Origin of the sequence: Ferrovibrio xuzhouensis (genome assembly GCF_042648965.1) — a bacterium.
Taxonomy (GTDB): Bacteria; Pseudomonadota; Alphaproteobacteria; order Ferrovibrionales; family Ferrovibrionaceae; genus Ferrovibrio; species Ferrovibrio xuzhouensis.
In genome coordinates this window covers 443,792-459,541 of the sequence record NZ_JBHRYJ010000002.1, presented here as the reverse complement: position 1 = coordinate 459,541, position 15,750 = coordinate 443,792, and the positions used below count along the sequence as shown (strand labels likewise).

At 66.2% G+C, this 15,750-nt stretch carries 16 protein-coding genes and 1 riboswitch; of the genes, 6 read left to right on the top strand and 10 right to left on the bottom strand.

Features of this window, described 5'->3' with window-relative positions; all coding sequences use genetic code 11:
- Nucleotides 1-59: 59 nt before the first annotated feature.
- From folE to epmA, 7 genes are all read right to left on the bottom strand, one after another.
- Nucleotides 60-725 (bottom strand): GTP cyclohydrolase I FolE, encoded by a 666-nt coding sequence (gene folE, locus ACFOOQ_RS12305; RefSeq protein WP_379727558.1) that lies wholly within the window; start codon nucleotides 723-725, stop codon nucleotides 60-62.
- Nucleotides 726-942: 217 nt separating this feature from the next.
- Nucleotides 943-1,335 (bottom strand): Co2+/Mg2+ efflux protein ApaG, encoded by a 393-nt coding sequence (gene apaG, locus ACFOOQ_RS12300; RefSeq protein WP_379726744.1) that lies wholly within the window; start codon nucleotides 1,333-1,335, stop codon nucleotides 943-945.
- Nucleotides 1,336-1,473: 138 nt separating this feature from the next.
- Nucleotides 1,474-2,550: an OmpA family protein gene (locus ACFOOQ_RS12295; protein ID WP_379726742.1), complete on the bottom strand. Its 1,077-nt coding sequence runs from the start codon at nucleotides 2,548-2,550 to the stop codon at nucleotides 1,474-1,476.
- A gap of 157 nt (nucleotides 2,551-2,707) precedes the next feature.
- Nucleotides 2,708-3,925: an O-succinylhomoserine sulfhydrylase gene (gene metZ / locus ACFOOQ_RS12290; protein ID WP_379726739.1), complete on the bottom strand. Its 1,218-nt coding sequence runs from the start codon at nucleotides 3,923-3,925 to the stop codon at nucleotides 2,708-2,710.
- A gap of 63 nt (nucleotides 3,926-3,988) precedes the next feature.
- Nucleotides 3,989-4,068, bottom strand: a riboswitch (SAM riboswitch).
- 119 nt (nucleotides 4,069-4,187) lie between these two features.
- Nucleotides 4,188-5,525 (bottom strand): Y-family DNA polymerase, encoded by a 1,338-nt coding sequence (locus tag ACFOOQ_RS12285; RefSeq protein WP_379726736.1) that lies wholly within the window; start codon nucleotides 5,523-5,525, stop codon nucleotides 4,188-4,190.
- A gap of 66 nt (nucleotides 5,526-5,591) precedes the next feature.
- On the bottom strand, nucleotides 5,592-6,293 hold the full coding sequence (locus ACFOOQ_RS12280) for an extensin family protein (RefSeq protein WP_379726733.1): 702 nt from the start codon (nucleotides 6,291-6,293) through the stop codon (nucleotides 5,592-5,594).
- Nucleotides 6,272-7,339 (bottom strand): EF-P lysine aminoacylase EpmA, encoded by a 1,068-nt coding sequence (gene epmA / locus ACFOOQ_RS12275; RefSeq protein WP_379726730.1) that lies wholly within the window; start codon nucleotides 7,337-7,339, stop codon nucleotides 6,272-6,274. Before epmA ends, ACFOOQ_RS12280 begins: the two co-directional genes overlap by 22 nt.
- Nucleotides 7,340-7,451: 112 nt before the next feature.
- Between epmA and efp the strand changes: the two genes are divergently transcribed.
- Nucleotides 7,452-8,024, top strand: coding sequence for an elongation factor P (gene efp, locus ACFOOQ_RS12270; protein ID WP_379726727.1), 573 nt, complete (start codon nucleotides 7,452-7,454; stop codon nucleotides 8,022-8,024).
- Between the two features lie 65 nt (nucleotides 8,025-8,089).
- On the opposite strand, the gene ACFOOQ_RS12265 is transcribed toward efp, so the two are convergent.
- Nucleotides 8,090-8,455, bottom strand: coding sequence for a hypothetical protein (locus ACFOOQ_RS12265; RefSeq protein WP_379726724.1), 366 nt, complete (start codon nucleotides 8,453-8,455; stop codon nucleotides 8,090-8,092).
- Nucleotides 8,456-8,654: 199 nt separating this feature from the next.
- Here ACFOOQ_RS12265 and ACFOOQ_RS12260 point away from each other — a divergent pair, with 199 nt between their 5' ends.
- Nucleotides 8,655-9,128: a PAS domain-containing protein gene (locus ACFOOQ_RS12260; RefSeq protein ID WP_379726721.1), complete on the top strand. Its 474-nt coding sequence runs from the start codon at nucleotides 8,655-8,657 to the stop codon at nucleotides 9,126-9,128.
- Between the two features lie 15 nt (nucleotides 9,129-9,143).
- Here ACFOOQ_RS12260 and ACFOOQ_RS12255 read toward each other — a convergent pair whose 3' ends face one another.
- Nucleotides 9,144-9,584: a winged helix-turn-helix transcriptional regulator gene (locus ACFOOQ_RS12255; RefSeq protein WP_379726718.1), complete on the bottom strand. Its 441-nt coding sequence runs from the start codon at nucleotides 9,582-9,584 to the stop codon at nucleotides 9,144-9,146.
- A 434-nt stretch (nucleotides 9,585-10,018) separates the two neighbouring features.
- Here ACFOOQ_RS12255 and ACFOOQ_RS12250 point away from each other — a divergent pair, with 434 nt between their 5' ends.
- Both ACFOOQ_RS12250 and ACFOOQ_RS12245 read left to right on the top strand, forming a co-directional pair.
- Complete coding sequence (locus ACFOOQ_RS12250; protein WP_379726715.1) at nucleotides 10,019-10,477, top strand: (2Fe-2S)-binding protein; 459 nt, start codon at nucleotides 10,019-10,021, stop codon at nucleotides 10,475-10,477.
- A 13-nt stretch (nucleotides 10,478-10,490) separates the two neighbouring features.
- A complete protein-coding gene (locus tag ACFOOQ_RS12245; RefSeq protein ID WP_379726712.1) occupies nucleotides 10,491-12,677 on the top strand; it encodes a xanthine dehydrogenase family protein molybdopterin-binding subunit in 2,187 nt (728 codons plus the stop codon).
- A gap of 82 nt (nucleotides 12,678-12,759) precedes the next feature.
- Here the strand turns inward: ACFOOQ_RS12245 and ACFOOQ_RS12240 are convergent, their stop codons facing one another.
- Nucleotides 12,760-13,935 carry an MFS transporter gene (locus tag ACFOOQ_RS12240; RefSeq protein ID WP_379726709.1) on the bottom strand — a complete coding sequence of 392 codons (1,176 nt, stop codon included), beginning with the start codon at nucleotides 13,933-13,935 and terminating at the stop codon, nucleotides 12,760-12,762.
- Nucleotides 13,936-14,159: 224 nt separating this feature from the next.
- Between ACFOOQ_RS12240 and ACFOOQ_RS12235 the strand changes: the two genes are divergently transcribed.
- Together ACFOOQ_RS12235 and ACFOOQ_RS12230 are read left to right on the top strand one after the other, a co-directional pair.
- Nucleotides 14,160-14,954 (top strand): ABC transporter ATP-binding protein, encoded by a 795-nt coding sequence (locus ACFOOQ_RS12235; protein WP_379726706.1) that lies wholly within the window; start codon nucleotides 14,160-14,162, stop codon nucleotides 14,952-14,954.
- A complete protein-coding gene (locus tag ACFOOQ_RS12230) occupies nucleotides 14,954-15,724 on the top strand; it encodes an ABC transporter permease (RefSeq protein ID WP_379726703.1) in 771 nt (256 codons plus the stop codon). Before ACFOOQ_RS12235 ends, ACFOOQ_RS12230 begins: the two co-directional genes overlap by 1 nt.
- Nucleotides 15,725-15,750 lie beyond the last annotated feature (26 nt).

Genomic DNA, 15,750 nt, shown 5'->3' with positions numbered 1-15,750 from the left:
GGCCGCCCTGCCCCGGCGTCAACTCGCTCGACATCAGCCGGCCCGTCAGTCGTCGCTTGTCAGTCGCTGCCCGGCCGGCCGGCCGGATTGCCCACCATGCTGAGGAATTCATGGCGGGTGCGCGGATCGTCGCGGAAGGCGCCGAGCATGCGGCTGGTCACCATGGTCACGCCGGGCTTGTGCACGCCGCGGGTGGTCATGCACTGGTGCGCCGCCTCGATCACCACGGCGACGCCGCGGGGCTGCAGCACGGTCTGGATCGTGTTGGCGACCTGGGCGGTCAGCTTTTCCTGGATCTGCAGCCGCTTGGCATAGACCTCGACCACCCGGGCCAGCTTGGAAATGCCGACCACGCGCTTGCCCGGCAGATAGGCGACATGGGCCTTGCCGATGATCGGCACCATATGATGCTCGCAGTGGCTTTCCAGCCGGATGTCGCGCAGCACCACCATCTCGTCGTAGCCGTCGGTCTCCTCGAAGGTCCGCTCCAGCATGGCGACGGGATCCTCGCCATAACCGGCGAAGAATTCCTCGTAGGAGCGCACCACCCGGTCGGGCGTGCCGACCAGGCCCTCGCGGTCCGGGTCGTCGCCGGCCCAGCGCAGCAGGACGCGCACGGCGGCTTCCGCCTCGGCGCGGCTGGGGCGGCCATCCTTGTCGGCGGCGGTTTTCGCGGCCTCGTCATTGGCCTTGGCGAAGGGCTGGGCGACTCCGGTCTTTGCCACGTTGCTCACGGTCACTCTCCTGGCTGCCGGCATCCGGGGCCGGGCTGACGCTGCGCCACGTTTCAGCACACACTGATGTTTCAACACATACTGGGTTTCAGCACAAACTGGGGCAGACGGGCCCGGCAGGCAAGCCGGGCTGATCACAGATTCACCGGATTATACGTTGGAAAACCGCCGCCGGACCACCCGTGTCGGCCAGCGGCAGACAACCGGCCTAGTTCAGCCGGCGTGCTTCATACGGACAATCGAGGGAAAAGGCGGGGATCACCACGTCGAATTCCTCGCCGTTCTCGGCCACCATCTGGTAGGTGCCGACCATGAAGCCCGAAGGCGTCGGCAGCGGCGTGCCGCTGGTATATTCGAAACTGTCGCCTGGGCCGAGCACCGGCTGCTCGCCGACCACGCCGGGGCCACGAACCTCGTCGATCCGCCCGCGCGCATCGGTGATGCGCCAGTAGCGACTGCGCAGCTGCACCGTTTCGCCACCGGCATTCTCGATTTTCACGTTGTAGGCCCAGACGTAATAATTCTCGTCCGGGGAGGACTGATCCTCCAGATAAAGCGGTTCAACGGTGATCGATATGTTGCGTGTCGTCTGCTGGTACATGGCCTTGATCCGCTGACTGCCGATGCGGTCCGGCAAGGAAAATAATAGGGGCCGAGACCGGAATGTCCAGACACCCCAAAAAGCAACGGCCGCTCCCGCATGACGGGAGCGGCCGTGCCGCGATGGAAAATCGCCCGCTTATTTGCGCAGGTAAATCTGCGCGTTGCGGTTTTCGTCGTTGCGTACACCGTCGGCGGTCGGCACCAGCGGCTTGCTTTCGCCGTTCGCCACGGTCTGGATCGCGCCACCACCGATACCCTTGCCGCGCAGATAGGCGGCAACCGCATCGGCACGACGCTGCGACAGGCGCTGGTTGTACTTGTCCGAACCGGAGCGGTCGGCATTGCCTTCGATCTTCACGTTGGTCATGCCGGTCGCCTTGAAGTCGGCAACGGCACGATCAAGCACCTGCGACGCCACCGGGGTGATGTCCGACTTGTCGAAGGCGAAGAACACGACATAGGTCTCGGGGACCTTCGGCGCCGGGGCAGCAGCCGGCATCGGGGCCGGAGCCGGCTTGGGCGGCGGCGGCGCGGCAACGGCCGGCTGCGGCATCGGGGCCGGCGAACTGCCGAAGCGGTAGGTCAGGCCCAGCATCACGGTGTGGGTCATGTTGTCCGGCTCGATCGTGGCGCCAGAAACATTGGTGCCCAGCTTGGTGTCACCGGTGTACTGGAAGCGATAGTCGGCGCTGACCAGCCAGTTCGGATCGATCGCATACCACAGACCGGCGATGCCCTGGGCGGCCCAGGTGGTGTCCTTGTCCTTGCTGGTCGCGGTGCCGGCACGCAGGCTGCGCGCCGAGTATTCCACGCCGCCAAGACCGGCGCCGACATAGGGGCTCCAGTTGCTGGTCGGCATGAAGTCGTACATCAGGTTGGCGAACAGCGAATACTGGCGCAGCTTGCCATCGGCCGAGGCGCCGCCGTTGGCGCCGTCGGCGCCCCAGTTGCGGAAGCCGAATTCCACTTCCGGCCGCAGGCCGTTGCCGAGCGCGTAGCCGCCCTTCAGCAGGGCCGCGTAGCCGGTGTCGAAATCCATCGAGTTGGTGGCGCCGAGGCCGTTGACATCGGCATCGCCAATCCACGAGGCGCCACCGCCGATACCGACATAGGGGCCCGTCGACTGTGCGGAGGCCGGGGCTGGGGTGAGCGCCAGCAGCGCGGCACCCGCCATTGCGGCGGCACCGGTCAGCAGAGCAACACGAACCTTCATGCGTATCTCCTCGAATATCACTGCGGCCAAAAGCCGTTAAGGTGGGGCGCCTCAACCCGGAGGGCACTATACCAGAGGTTTCCACCCGCCGGTAAAGCCCCGTATTGCAGTCTGCCGCTGAATTCATCGGCTGTGACAGTTCGGCAACAGTGCTTTCTCAGGCCTTTTCAAGCGCCTGGGACAGGTCGGCGATCAGGTCGCGGGCATCTTCCAGCCCGACGGACAACCGCAGCAGGTCGTCGCCGATGCCAAGCCGGGCCCGCTCGTCCGGGGTCAGCCGCTGGTGCGTGGTCGTTGCCGGATGGGTCACCAGGCTCTTGGCGTCGCCCAGATTGTTTGAAATATCTATGATATTCAGAGCGTTAAGCACCCGAAAGGCACCCGCCTTGCCGCCTTTCGGGCGGAAGGCGACCATGTTGCTGCCGCCGGCCATCTGGCGCATCGCCAGGGCATGCTGGGGATGGTCGGCCCGGCCCGGGTAGAGCAGGGCCGGCTTGCCATCGGCCGGGGCGGCCAGGCCGGGATGGCCGGCGATGGCATCCGCCAGCCGGGCGGCATTCTCGACATGGCGGGCGACCCGCAGCTCCAGGGTCTCGAGTCCCTTCAGCAGGACCCAGGCGTTGAACGGGCTGAGCGCCGGCCCGGTATGCTTGAGGAACGGCGCCAGCTCGTCCTCGATGAAGGCTTTAGAGCCGAGCACCACCCCGCCGAGGCTGCGTCCCTGCCCGTCGATATGCTTGGTGGCCGAATAGACGACGATATCGGCGCCCAGCTCCAGCGGCCTCTGCAGCACCGGGGTGGCGAAGACATTGTCGATGATCAGCCGGGCGCCATGCCGGTGCGCCAGCCTGGCGACGGCGGCGATGTCGACGATCTCCAGCGTCGGATTGGCCGGCGATTCGAGGAACACCACCCTGGTGCGCGGGGTGATCGCAGCTTCCCACTGGGCGAGGTCGGTGCCGTCGACCATGGTGCTCTTCACGCCGAAACGCGGCAGCAGCTCGTTGATGATATAGGCGATCGAGCCGAACACGGCACGCGACGACACGATTTCGTCGCCGGCCCTGAGCTGGCAGGTCAGCGCCGCATTGATCGCCGCCATACCGCTGGCGGTGCCACGTGCCGCCTCAGCGCCCTCCAGCAGGGCCATGCGCTGCTCGAACATCGCCACGGTGGGGTTTTCATAACGGCTGTAGACAAAGCCCGGCAGCTCGTTCTTGAAGCGTGCCTCGGCCGCCTCGGCGCTGTCATAGCAGAAGCCCGAGGTCATGAAGATCGCCTCGGAAGTCTCGCCGTTCTCGCTGCGCGCGGTGCCGCCACGAACCAGCCGGGTCGCCAACTGCCAGTTGCGGGGATCGGTCGTGTCCTTGCTCATCACCCTAGTCCTCAATCGACGGACCGCGGCGGGCAACAAAAAAACCCCGCGCCGCAGGCCGGGGTTCATCAACCACCGACCTTTTAGCGGTTTGTTTAACGTGGTCCGCAAGCCGGTCGGCCCAAATCACCACGACGTTGCAGGGTGATACGGCGCCGCCGGCGCGCCGTCAAGCCGGTATCGCCGGACGGTTTGCCGCAGACTCAGTGGCCGGCTTCCGTAGAATTAGCAAAATCATGATTTGAAAGGGAAAACAGCGGCGCTACTCCTTGAATTCCTCCCGCTCGGGAATCCGGTTGAAGGCGATCTTGGCGCCCATGAAATCGGCCCGGTGGCGCGGCAGCGCGCCGATATGCACCGTATCCTTCTCGTATTTCTGGTTCAGCCGGTCGAGCATGGCCCAGAGCTTGGCGCGTTTCGCGGCCGCCGCGGCATCGTCCTTCTCCAGCCCCGAGGCACCGCCGAACAGATCCAGCGTCACTTCGTCCTGCGGCACCAGGCCGGTGAGCCACATGCCGACCTTCCGGTAGCGGCCACGCCCGCCGCGGGTCTCGCGCAGCATCTGGGTCCACAGCCGGTCGATGCCGTCGAGAATGACAAAACTGTCCTGCGTCTGGGTCAGGCGGAATTCGCCGGCCCAGCGCCGGTCGTCGTCGAACCGCACCTTGAGGCCGAGATTGCCGGCGACATAGCCCATGCGGCGCAGGCGCGCACCACCCTTCACGCCGAGGCGACGGGCGATCAGCCGGGCCGATTCCATATCGCGGAACTGCGGCGGCAGCACATGCTCGTGGCTGATCGAGCGATGCGCGGTCGATTGCTCATAGTCGCCGATACCGCGCATGCGCTGCAGGAAGGCCGGGCCTTCCTTGCTGCCCCAGATGCGCCGCGCCTCCTCCGGCTTCAGGTCCCAGAGCTCGGCGATGGTGCCGATGCCGGCCTGGTTCAGCCGCACCTCCATGTTATGGCCGATGCCCGGCAGATCGCGCAAAGCCAGCGGCAGGATGCGGCCGGGCAGTTCGTGGCCCTCGATCACCGTAAGGCCGTCGGGCTTCTGCATGTCGGAGGCCAGCTTGGCGAGGAACTGGTTCGGCGCGATGCCGATGGAACAACGCACGCATTCGCCGAGGTTGCGCAGCAGCCCCTCGCGGATGCGCTGCGACAGCGCAATGGCTTCCGGCTTCAGGCGCTGCGGTCCCATCAGCTCGCAGGACACCTCGTCGATCGACCAGGTCCGGTAGACCGGGATATGGCGATCGATCTCTTTTTTGATCTCGTCGTGGAATTCCACGTAGCGGTCATGGCGGGCATTGACGATGGCAATGCCGGGGCATTTCTGCTTTGCCTCCCAGACCGGGGTGCCGGTCTTGATGCCGAAGGTCTTGGCCTCGATGGAGGCGGCGATGGCCGAGGTGGTGTCGCTCATCACCGGCACGACGATGACCGGACGGCGGCGCAGCCTCGGGTCGTCCTGCTGCTCGACGCTGGCGAAGAAGCTGTTCAGGTCGAGATAGAGGAAGCGCAGCGACGAAGCCGCCCAGGCCCGGCGCCGGTCGGCAGCAGAGTCGGGGGCCGGCGGTTCAGGGGGCGGGTGGGCCATGGCCCAGTCTAGACCGGCGGGCCGGCCAATCCAACCGGAAACAGGATCAAAATGAGAACATTCCGCTCAGCCGCTGCATTGCTTCCAGCGGCCGATATCCCAGTGGAAATGGTCCTTGTGGTCGCTGTTGGCGTTGGGGCTCAGCACCACGTTGAAATAGGTGCAGGCGGCACGGCTGACCTCGCGCAGGTAACTGCCCTCGCCGCCGCGGGTACGGAACTGCTCGGTCACCGACAGTTTCGTGCCGTCGCCCAGCACGAAGCCCCAGATGTCGATGGCGCGGCCATGGGCATGTTCGCTGAGCCGGCCACCGCCGCCCACCATGCGCCGGCAGGTAAAGCCGCCGGCATGATTCACCTGGATCAGCGGCTGGCCGAACATGCGCCGGGCGGTTGGCTGCAGCACCTCGCGCTCGAACTCGGTGAAGCGCAGTGCCGTCGGGCAGGTCAGCTCGACCGGCCGGCTGAGCGCCGCATCGGGCAGGCGCAAGAGCTTCACGCCGTTGACCAGGTCACAGCCGTCCTTGCCGGGCTCGGCCTGGGCGACGAGTTCGAATTCCGCGCCGGTGGCGGCCAAATCATTCAGGCAGGCCGACTGGATGACATCGCGGTTCGGCCACAGATGCATGCCCGGCGGCGGCACGGTGACCGGCGGCGCAGCCGGCGGCTGGCTGCGCGGCGCGCAGGCCGCAGCCAGCAACAGCAGGGCGGCGGCCGTCAGCCGACGCCCGTTCACTCGGAGACCGGTCACTCGGAGACTGGCAGCCACAACACCTCCTCGATGCGTTCCGCGCCGGTCAGCAGCATCACCAGCCGGTCGATGCCAAGCGCAATGCCGGCACAATCTGGCAAGCCATGCTCCAGCGCGGCGATGAAATCGGCGTCGACCGGATAGTCGTAGCCGTAAAGCTGTTTCTTCAGTGCCATGTCGGCGGCGAAACGGCGAGCCTGTTCGGCGGCATCGGTCAGTTCGGAAAAGGCATTGGCCAGCTCGACGCCGCAGGCATAGAGCTCGAAGCGCTCGGCCAGATGCGGCGGCCGCCCTGCCTTTTCGGGGGCCTTGTGCCGACTGAGCGCCGCCATATGCACCGGATAGTCGTAGAGGATGCAGGGCGCGCCGAGCCCGAGATGCGGCTCGACCCTGTCCAGCGCGACGCGGAAATAGAGATCATCCCAGCTGTCGCCGTCATCGACCCGCACGCCGGTGGCGGCACAGGCGGCACGCATGGCGGCCAGATCGGGCCGCAGCGAATCGGTGCCGATGCAGGTGGCGAGATCGAGCCCGGCATATTCCGCCAGCGCGTCGTGCACGGTGAGATACCGCCAGGGTGCGGTGATATCGGCCGTCCGCCCCTGCCAGCGCAGGATGGTCTGCCCGGCGGCCTCGGCGGCGGCGCGCAGCAGCGATTCGCAATCGGCCATGATGGCGCGATAGTCCGTCCCCGCCCGGTACCACTCCAGCATCAGGAAGGCCGGATGGTGCAACGCGGCGCGCTCGCCGTTGCGGAAGACCGGGGCGAACTGGAACAGCCGCGGCTCGCCGGCCGCCAGCAGCTTCTTCATGGCGAATTCCGGCGAGGTATGCAGGTACAGCGGCCGGGTGCTGCCGTCGGGCTGCTCCAGTATGGTGGCAAAAGCCTTCAGATGCGGTTCCAGTCCGGGCGAGACCTGCAAGGCCGGGGTTTCTGCCTCGACGAAATCCCGGGCCATGAACCAGCCCCGCATCGCATGCAGAATCTGCTGGCGGACCAGCAGGTTGGGCCGCCGCCGGGCGTAGATGTCTGGGCGCCACCAGGGGGTTTTGCGCTGCTGCATATTTGGGCGCGACTCGGGTTGAGAAGGGTACCCTGACCTGATAGGTTCCGGCCGGCTTTTTCGCAAGCGGGTCCGTGGGGGCCCGCTGTTTGATTCCGGAGACCGACAGACCATGGCCAAGGTTAACGCCAACCAGCTCCGCAAGGGCAATGTGGTTGAGATCAACGGCAAGCTGCTTGCCGTGATTGCCGCCCAGAACATCCAGCCGGGCAAGGGCACCCCGGTCATGCAGCTGGAACTGCGCGATCTGTCCTCCGGCCTGAAGACCACCGAGCGCTATCGCACCACCGAGAGCGTCGAGCGCGTCTTCATCGAGGACCGCGAGTTCACCTACCTCTACACCGAGGGCGACCTCATCACCTTCATGGATGTCGAGAATTACGAGCAGCTCAGCGTGCCGGCCGAAGTGGTCGGCGACCAGGCCGTCTGGCTGCAGGACGGCATGAAGGTCGACATCGCGCTCTACGAGGGCAAGGCCGTCTCGGTCACCCTGCCGCAGACCGTGACCCTGGAGATCACCGAGACCGAGCCGACGGTGAAGGGCCAGACCGCCTCGTCGTCCTACAAACCGGCGATCGTCACGAACGGCCAGCGCGTCATGGTGCCGCCGCATGTCAGCGCCGGCGTGCGCATCATCATCAATATCGCCGAGGGTGGCGTCTATCTCGAACGCGCCAAGGACTGAGTATCCGGTCCGAACCCCGGATCCGGCCGAAACCCGCCGCAGTGATGCGGCGGGTTTTTTCGTGACTACAATGCGACCAGCGGACCGAAGAAGCCGGTGATGCGCTGCAACCGCCCGCCCTCGCCCAGGCTGCAGAAGTCGGTGCCCTCGCGCATCACGCCACCATCCGCGGCTAGCCGGACGAAGCCGAAACGCAGGCCGGCTGGGTGGCTGTCGATCACGCTGGTGCGGCGGATTGCACTGCCGGGGAACTTCTCCAGCAGCATGCCGATATGTGCCACCAGAGCCGCGCGATCGAGGTCATGCACCAGGGGATCGCTGTACCGGCAGTCGGCGGTGCAGGCCACACGCAGCAGGCGCGCGCATTCGCCCGCATCCGTCGTGTTCCAGGTCGCACAATACGTGTCGACCACATCATCCAGAGCCATCATGGGACCCTCCTCGGACTGCCGCCAGTTTAGCAAACTGTGACCGCGACCACAGCGCCGCTGTGATGGCCCGCACAGCGGCACGGCCGGCTTTGCGCTGATATGCCCCCGCCTCCCCAGACCGAAACAAGCGTCCGCCACCTGCTTCCCGTCAGTCCCGCCCGGCTCGTCACCCTGCCGGCATCTGAAGGAGTGCCCGCCCATGTCCGCGTCCTGCCCGGAACAACTGCTGTCGCTGGAAGCCTGGTGGAATCTCCGCCGCGGTCACCGTCCGATGCCGCAGCGCAGCGACCTCACACCCGAGACGCTGCGCCCCTGGCTCGGCAATCTGGCCATGGTGGCGGTCGAGCGCACGGAAGCCGCGCCACGCTTCCGCGTCACCCTGTCAGGCATGCATCTTGATGACTATCGCGGCTACGGGATCACCGGCCGCTATATCGATGACCTGCAGGACGGTGCCGTCTGCAGCCTGCCGCAGTTCCGCACCTGCACTGTCGAGCGCCGGCCGGTCCGCTTCATCCACGACAATTCGCGCAACAGCCTGATCTTCCGGCGCATGGCCAAGCTGTTGCTGCCGCTCGCCGATGCGGACGGGCAGGTCGGACACATCATGGTGTCGCTGTATCCGTTGGCGGCCAACGACGCGGCCGCCACGGCCCGCCGGGTCACCGCCTAGCTGCTGCAGCCCGGCCTAGCCGGTCACGGCCTGGGCGGTTTCGCGCGGCGCCGGTGCGGCCTGACCGTCAAAAGCCTCGCGCGCCTGCTGCACGTCGCAGAGATGGCGCTCCGCCCACATCCACAGGCCGCACAGGGTCTCGCCAAGCTCCTCGCCCAGCGGGGTCAGCCGGTAATCGACCCGCGGCGGCACTTCCGCAAAGACCTGGCGCTCGACCAAGCCGTCGCGCTCGAGCTGACGCAGGGTCTGGGTCAGCATCTTCTGGCTGACCCCGTCGAGCCGTTCGCGCAGACGGGTGAAACGGAAGCTGCCCTCTTCCGAAAGCGTCTCGATCACCCGCAGGCTCCAGCGGTCGCCGATGCGCACCAGCATCTCGCGCACCAGTTCCTCGGTGCCTTCACTGATGGTGCAGGTGCGTTGCGGCGCGGGGATCGACAGGGGTAAGGATTCGGTCATGGCTGGGGCTCCGCGTAACTCGTCCGGCGGCCTTTTCCGGCGGTCGCAACCCGCAATTACCTAATGGTTTCCGCGAGGTGGCTATGGGTCCGGAAAAGTGCCTTATTGCATGGCGGCCGGCCGGTTTTCTAGACTGGGCCGCCTGACAACAGTTAACCCCGCCAGCCCGTTCCTGACCAGCGGAAATGATGTGACGCCGCGCACCCCCAGTGCCAACGAGCGGCAGCCATTTCCGCCGGGACGTCCCGGCCGGCAATTCTGAAGCCATATCAGACCATGTCCGTTGCCTTTTGCGGCATTCGTCTTATTTCGCCGACCGACAGGGAGAACCCGATTCAAGCGACAGTTCAGCGCCGCCCCGCATACACGGGCATTTTCCTCGCCAGAGCATTTCTGTTTCCGATCCGACTTCACCGCCCCAGTGGAGGTATCCCATGGCTGTAAAATTCACCCTCAACGGCAAGCCCGTTACCGTTAACGCCGATCCCGACATGCCGCTCCTCTGGGCGGTGCGCGACGAGATCGGCCTGACCGGCAGCAAATTCGGCTGCGGCATGGCGCTCTGCGGCGCCTGCACCATGCATGTCGACGGCGACCCGATCCGCTCCTGCCAGACCGCCCTGTCGGATGTGGCCGGCAAGAAGGTCACCACCATCGAGGGCCTCGGCGGCAAGGTCGCCAAGGCGGTCGAGGCCGCCTGGATCAAGCATGAGGTCGCGCAATGCGGCTACTGCCAGTCCGGCCAGATCATGTCGGCGGTGGCCCTGCTCAGCGGCAACAAGAAACCGTCCGACAGCGATATCGACGATGCGATGCAGGGCAACATCTGCCGCTGCGCCACCTATGTGCGCATCCGTGCCGCCATCCACGATGCCGCCAGCACCCTGGCCTGAGGGAGTTCCCGCCATGACCGAACAGAGCCCCATCAAGTTGCCTGAAGTGAAACTCCCCGAAGCCTCGCGCCGCCGCTTCCTGCAGGGCGCCGGTGCCGCCGGCCTTGGCCTCGTCGTCGGCTTCAACTGGATGCCGCGCAACGCCGCCGCCATGACCGGCAAGCCGGAGATGCTGACCGCCTTCATCCGCATCGCACCGGACAACACCGTCACCGTGCTGTCCAAGCATGTGGAAATGGGCCAGGGCACGTATACGGGCCTCTCCACCATCGTCGCCGAGGAACTCGACGCCGACTGGAAGCAGATTCGCGCCGAGGGCGCGCCGGCCGATGCCAAGCTGTATGCCAACCTCGCCTTCGGCATGCAGGGTACCGGCGGCAGCACCGCGATCGCCAATTCCTATGACCAGCTGCGCAAGGCGGGTGCCACCGCGCGCGCCATGCTGGTCGCTGCCGCCGCCCAGGAATGGAAGGTGCCGGCCGGCGAGATCACCGTTGCCAAGGGTGTCGTCAGCCACAAGTCGGGCAAGAAGGCCACCTTCGGCCAGCTCGCCATGGCTGCGTCGAAGCAGACGCCGCCCGCCGATGTGAAACTGAAGGACCCGTCGCAGTTCGAGTATATCGGCAAGAAGGTTGCCCGCCTCGATGCGCCGGCCAAGAGCACCGGCAAGGCGCAATTCACGCTCGACACCAAGGTGCCCGGCATGGTCACCGCCGTGATGCAGCGCTCGCCGCTGTTCGGCGGCAAGGTCAAGAGCGTCGATTCCAGCAAGGCCAAGGCGATCCCGGGCGTGCTCGGCGTCGTGCAGATCTCGAACGGCGTTGCGGTGGTCGGCAAGAATTTCTGGGCCGCCAAGCAGGGCCGCGACGCCCTGCAGATCGAGTGGGACAACTCGGCCGCCGAGACCCGCAGCAGCGACGCCATCATGGCCGAGTATCGCGAACTGGCGAAGAAGCCCGGCCTGCCGGCCCGCAAGGACGGCGATGTCGATGCCGCCTTCGCCAAGGCCGCCAAGGTGATCGAGGCGACCTACGACTTCCCGTATCTCGCCCATGCGCCGATGGAGCCGCTCGACTGCGTCGTCCGCATCAACAAGGACGGCGCCGAGATATGGGCCGGCGACCAGTTCCAGACCGTCGACCAGGCCAACGCGGCCCATGTGCTGGGGCTGAAGCCCGAGCAGGTGAAAATCCACACGCTCTATGCCGGTGGCAGTTTCGGCCGCCGCGCCAACACGGTGTCGGATTACGTGGTCGAGGGCGCCGAGATCGCCAAGGCCTATGGCAAGGCGCCGGTGCGCCTGGTCTGGACCCGCGAGGATGATGTGCGCGGCGGCCGTTACCGCCCGATGTATCATCACGCGCTGAAGGCTGCGGTGGATGCCGAGGGCAACATCATCGCCTGGCAGCACCGTATCGTCGGCCAGTCGATCATCGGCGGCACGCCGTTCGAGCCGGTTATGGTCAAGAACGGCATCGACGGCACCTCGGTCGAGGGCGCCGCCAACCTGCCATACTCCATCCCGAACATGAGCGTCGAGCTGCACACCACCAAGAATCCGGTGACCGTGCTGTGGTGGCGCTCGGTGGGCAGCACCCATACGGCGTTTGCCACCGAGGTCTTCCTCGACGAGATCGCCCAGGAAACCGGACAGGACCCGCTGGTGCTGCGCCGCAAGCTGCTGACCCATCACCCGCGGCACCTCGCCGTGCTGAACCTCGCTGCCGAGAAGGCCGGCTGGGACAAGCCGGCACCGCAGGGCCGCAGCCGCGGCATCGCCGTGCACGAGTCGTTCAACACCTTCGTCGCCGAGGCGGTCGAGGTGTCGGTCGACAAGGAGGGCAGCTGGCGGACCGAACGGGTGGTGGCGGCGGTCGATTGCGGCCAGCCGATCAACCCGTCGATCATCGAGGCGCAGGTGCAGAGCGGCATCGGCTTCGGCCTCTCGGCCGTGCTGTATGGCGCCATCACCCTGAAGGACGGTGCGGTCGAGCAGTCGAATTTCGACAGCTACCAGGTGCTGCGCATCAACGAGATGCCGCAGGTCGAGGTGCATATCGTGCCCTCGACCGAGAAGCCGACCGGCATCGGCGAGCCCGGCACCCCGCCGATCGGTCCGGCGGTGGCCAATGCCCTGATGGTGGCGACCAAGCAGCGCTTCCGCGCCCTGCCGCTGCCGCAGAGCATCAAGTCGGCCTGATTACCGGCTCGGCGCCTGGCCCCGCCCGGCCAGAACCGTGAAGGGAACCGGCGGCAGCGATGCCGCCGGTTTCTTTTTGCCGTCAGTCGGCCACCGGATGGAACTGCAACGCGTCGCGCCGGCGCCACAGCAGCAGGGCGAACAGCCCGCCAGCCAGCGACAGCGGCAGCATCGCCCAGTAAGCCAGCCCGCCGGCCACCGCATAGAGCGGGCCAACCGCCAGGGTCGCCAGCGCCAGGAAGGTAGAATTGGCGGCGGTATAAAGGCTCTGCGCGGTGGCCGAGACATTCGGCTCGACATGCTCCGACAGCAGCCGCATGGCACCGAGATGGGCACAGCCGAAGGTCGCGGCATGCAGCAGATTGAGAACGACCAGCAGCGTGAAATCGCCGGTGATGCCGGTCAGGCTCCAGCGCAGCAGGCCGCCGGCCGAGGCCAGCAGCAGCAGGCCGATGCCGCCGGTATGCCGCAGCACCTGCTGGCCGACCGCGAACAGCACCACCTCGGCCAGCACGCCTTCGGCCCACAGCCAGCCGATCTGCGCATCGCCGAGGCCGACGCTGCGCCATTGCAAGGTGCCGAAGGTATACAGCATGGCATGGGTCGACTGCAGGCAGGCGCTGGCCGCGAGGAAGGTCCGAAAGACCGGGTGGCGCAGCAGCCGCAAGGCAGGCGCGCCAGTCAGCCGCGGCCGGTCGAGCGGCAGCCGCAGGTCGGGCAGCAGATGGCTGGCCAGCGCCAGCAGCGCCATGGCGGCAAGGATCAGGCCCCAGATCCAGTCGTCGTCACGACCCTTCAGCCACAGGCCGGCGACATAGGCGGTCACCAGGAAGCTGATCGAGCCCCATAGCCGCATGCGGCCGTATTGCAGGTCGTAGCGCCGCGCCGCCAGCAGGGCGACATTCTCGCTGAACGGCGTGATCGGCGCCCACATCACGGCATACAGCATGGCGATCAGGAACAGCGGCCAGAAGCTGTGCGCCCACCACAGTGGCAGGAAGGTCAGCAGGCAGCCCCAGGCGAGCAGGATGATGGCGCGGCGCCGGGCGCCGCTGCGGTCGACCAGATGCGCCGCCACCGGCCCGGCCACCAGCCGCAGCCAGATGCCGCCCGAAACCACGATGGCGATTTCCGTCGCACCGAGACCGCGCGATTCCAGCCAGACCGACCAGAACGGCAGCCAGATGCCGGGCCCGACAAACAGGGCGGCATAGAACAGGCTGATCTGCCAGGCGATACGCCGCGGCTCGCCGATCATTGAATCTCCCCCGCTGCCCATGAATCAGGCAGCCGATAAATGTTTACAATTTAGCCGCACCGGTGTTTACAATCTTTGTCAGTGTGCAACGCACAACGATGGCCCGCCGGAGACCGGCAGTGGCCGCGTGACGCGGCAGGGGGACGGATTTTCATGCGCGGGATGGTAACCGGAGGGGCTGGCGGCGTTAAGCGTCGCGACCTGACGCAGCGAGGCGCGGCCTGATGCAGGGCCCGGCTTTCGTCAAGATCGACGGCGTCGATCTGGTCTATCGCCAGGCCGAAGAGGAAACCCTCGCGGTCCAGGACCTTACCCTCGACATCCAGGAGGGCGAGTTCGTCGCCGTGGTCGGCCCGTCCGGCTGCGGCAAATCGACCCTGATGAAGCTGGTGACCGGCCTGCTGGAACCCAGCAACGGCCTGATCACGGTGGGCGGCAAGCCGGTGCGCGGCGCAATCCAGGGCGTCGGCATGGCCTTCCAGAATTCTTCCCTGCTGCCGTGGCGCAGCACGCTCGACAACGTGATGCTGCCGCTGGAGATCGTCGAGCCGCACAAGCGCCGCCTGCGCAAGGAGCGCAAGGCCTATGTCGAGCAGGCGATGGCCCTGCTGAAGACGGTCGGGCTTGACGATTTCGCCGAGAAGTTCCCCTGGCAACTCTCGGGCGGCATGCAGCAGCGCACCAATGTCTGCCGCTCGATCATCCATGAGCCGCGCCTGCTGATGCTTGACGAGCCGTTCGGCGCGCTCGACGCCTTCACCCGCGAGGAGCTGTGGGGCGTGATGCAGAAACTGTGGATGGAAAAACGCTTCACCGCGATCCTGATCACCCATGACCTGCGCGAGGCAGTCTATCTGGCCGACCGCGTGTTCGTGATGAGCAAGCGGCCCGGCCGCATCATCCACAACCGTGTCATCGACATTCCGCGTCCGCGCACGCTGGACACCACCTTCGAGCCGCATTTCGGCGCGATCGTCCACGAGCTGCGCGCATACATCCATGACGTGAGGGAAGCGTGATGAGCGAGAAAGCCCTGATCCGGGCGATGCCCTGGCTGGTCACCATCGGCTTCTTCCTGCTGTGGGAAGTGCTCTGCGTTCTGACCGGTGTACAGGCTTTCATCCTGCCGCGGCCGAGCCTGGTCTTCGTCACCATGGTGAAATTCGCGCCGCAGATCCTGCATCATTCGCTGTGGACGCTGTATACCACCACCGCCGGCTTTGCCATCGGTGTGGTCGCCGGTGCCCTGCTCGGCATCTTCATCGGCGCCTCGCGGCTGACCTATGTCGGACTCTACCCGGTGCTGATCGGTTTCAACTCGATCCCCAAGGTTGCCGTCGTGCCGGTGCTGGTGATCTGGTTCGGCATCGGCACCATCCCGGCGATCATAACCGCCTTCATCATCTCGTTCTTCCCCATCGTGGTGAATGTCGCCACCGGGCTGGCCACCATCGAGCCGGAACTGCGCGACGTGCTGCGCTCGCTCGGCGCCACCAAGACCGAAATCCTGATGAAGGTCGGCCTGCCGCGCGCCATGCCCTATCTGTTCGCCTCGCTGAAGATCGCCATCACCCTGGCCTTCGTCGGCTCGGTGATCTCGGAGACGGTCGCATCCAACGAGGGCATCGGCTACCTGATGCTGTCGGCCTCGTCGAGCTACAACGTGCCGCTGGTCTTCGCCGGCCTGATCGTCGTCGCCGTCATGGGTGTGCTGATGTATGCCGTCGCGGTATGGTTCGAGCGGCGGATGACCGGCTGGGCCTTCCGCGGCAGCGACCTGATGGGCTGACGCCGCCGCCCGTTCGCGATAGACTG